Genomic DNA, 1,692 nt, shown 5'->3' with positions numbered 1-1,692 from the left:
CCGGGGCACTCGCCCCGGGGCTTCGGACTAGGTCAGCAGTCAGCGCGCCGGGACTCTCTCCGGCGTCGTCGTGGCGAGTGCAGCGCGCTTCATGCGTTCCACGGTAGCAGCTCCGCGCTGCCGGTGCTGATCCTTTCCGGATCGGATTCCGGCGCTCAGAAGCCGGCGACTCAGAAGCCGGCGACTCAAAAGAGCGTCACGCACCCGCGCGCGGCCAGCGCCGTCAGCAGCCGGGCCGACGGCCGCACCGCGTTCCACCGCAGGTCCAGCTTCTCCAGGGCGGGCAGTGCCGCCGGATCGGCCAGCCAGTCGGGCAGTTCGGTGATCCGGTTGCCGCGCAGGTCGAGGCGGCGCAGTCGCGGAAGCCCGGCGAGCACGGCGGGCAGTTCGGTGAGGACGTTCTCCCGGAGTTCCAGCTCGCGCAGCTCCGCGAGCCGGCCGACGGAGTCCGGCAATCCTGTCAACTCGTTGCCACGCAGCCACAGTTCGCGCAGCGCACCGAGTTCGCCGATCGACTCCGGCAGGACGGTGAGCCGGTTGTGCTGCGCGCGCAGCTCGATCAGCGAGGCCAATCCTCCGATGGTGGAGGGGAGTTCGGTGAGACGGTTCTCGCCGACATTGAGGTAGCGCAGCACGGTGAGCCGCCCGAGCGCCTCGGGCAGGGCGGTCAGCGCGTTGTCGTGCAGGTAGAGGAAGTCCCCGAGCCCGGTGAGGTCGCAGAGCTCGACGGGCAGTGCGGTGAGCCGGTTGTGCCCGAGGTCGAGGGTCCGCAGCCTGGTCAACCGACCGATTCCGGGCCGGAGTTCACGGATACCGGTCTCGGCGAGGATGAGCACGGTCAGCTCGGTGCGGTCCCACACCTCCGGCGGCACCTCGTCGAGCGGCCGGCGCCACAGGTTGAGCGTCAGATCCGTCATGTCCGTCACGCCCGTCGCGTCGGTCGTACCCGTCATGCCCGTCACGTCCGTCATGCCGACATCCCCTGGGCCGGACCGATGCGGAACTCCGCCAGCTGCCGGCCGTACCAGCGGTCGGTCAGCCCGGCGCTGGTCATCCCGAGGCGCCGGCAGACCGCCGCCGACCGGGTGTTGTCCGGGGCCAGCACGGCGCGGATCTCGGTCAGGCCGTCGGCGAAGCCCTTGGCCAGGACGGCCCGGGCGGCCTCGGTGGCGATGCCGTGGCCCCAGCTGTCGGGGTGAAGGTGCCAGCCGACCTCGATCTCGCCGTTCCCGTCCGGCAGCGGCACCAGCAGGACCGAGCCGGCAACCGTGCCGGTGTCGCGCCGCTCGACCGCCCAGGCGCCGTAGCGCGGGTCGGCGGAGCGCTGCCGGCAGCGCTCGACGAAGGCCCCGGCCTCCTCGGGCCCGGTCATGGCGCGCGGGGTCCGGCCGAGCCACCGGACGACCTCCCAGCGGGAGTAGATGTCGAAGGCGCGCTCCCGGTCCGCCATGGTCCACTGACGCACCACCAGCCGTTCGGTGGTCAGCACCGTCTCCGAGCCCTGTTCCGTTCCCGCCATGGCGCGTACCCCTCTCCGATGATGTGTGGATCACCGTACGCACCCGGGCCACCGGGCGAAACTCCGCAGCCGCTCCACCGCCGGAACCCGGGTGCGAAGTCCCGGCGGTGGAGCGGCGGAACAGCGGGCGGGTCACCAGAGCATCGGCACCCCGCCGGCCGGGGCCGGCGAGC

Annotated in this window: 2 protein-coding genes; both read right to left on the bottom strand. The window is 72.2% G+C overall.

Annotated features, from left to right (window positions below):
• Positions 1–185 precede the first annotated feature (185 nt).
• On the bottom strand, positions 186–971 hold the full coding sequence (locus tag ACFU7Y_RS43730) for a leucine-rich repeat domain-containing protein (RefSeq protein WP_308020156.1): 786 nt from the start codon (positions 969–971) through the stop codon (positions 186–188).
• The gene (locus tag ACFU7Y_RS43725; RefSeq protein WP_380772020.1) at positions 968–1,519 is read right to left on the bottom strand and encodes a GNAT family N-acetyltransferase; all 552 of its coding nucleotides are present in this window, start codon (positions 1,517–1,519) and stop codon (positions 968–970) included. The genes ACFU7Y_RS43730 and ACFU7Y_RS43725 overlap by 4 nt, the downstream gene beginning before the upstream one ends.
• Positions 1,520–1,692 lie beyond the last annotated feature (173 nt).

The organism is Kitasatospora sp. NPDC057542, from assembly GCF_042801945.1.
Lineage (GTDB): Bacteria > Actinomycetota > Actinomycetes > Streptomycetales > Streptomycetaceae > Kitasatospora.
This window is presented reverse-complemented; position numbering and strand designations above follow the sequence as displayed.

Bases quoted from the DNA above. Each gene is read 5' to 3' on its own strand.
- ACFU7Y_RS43730 (WP_308020156.1), bottom strand. From the start codon at position 971: ATGACGGACGTGACGGGCATGACGGGTACGACCGACGCGACGGGCGTG.
- ACFU7Y_RS43725 (WP_380772020.1), bottom strand. From the start codon at position 1,519: ATGGCGGGAACGGAACAGGGCTCGGAGACGGTGCTGACCACCGAACGG.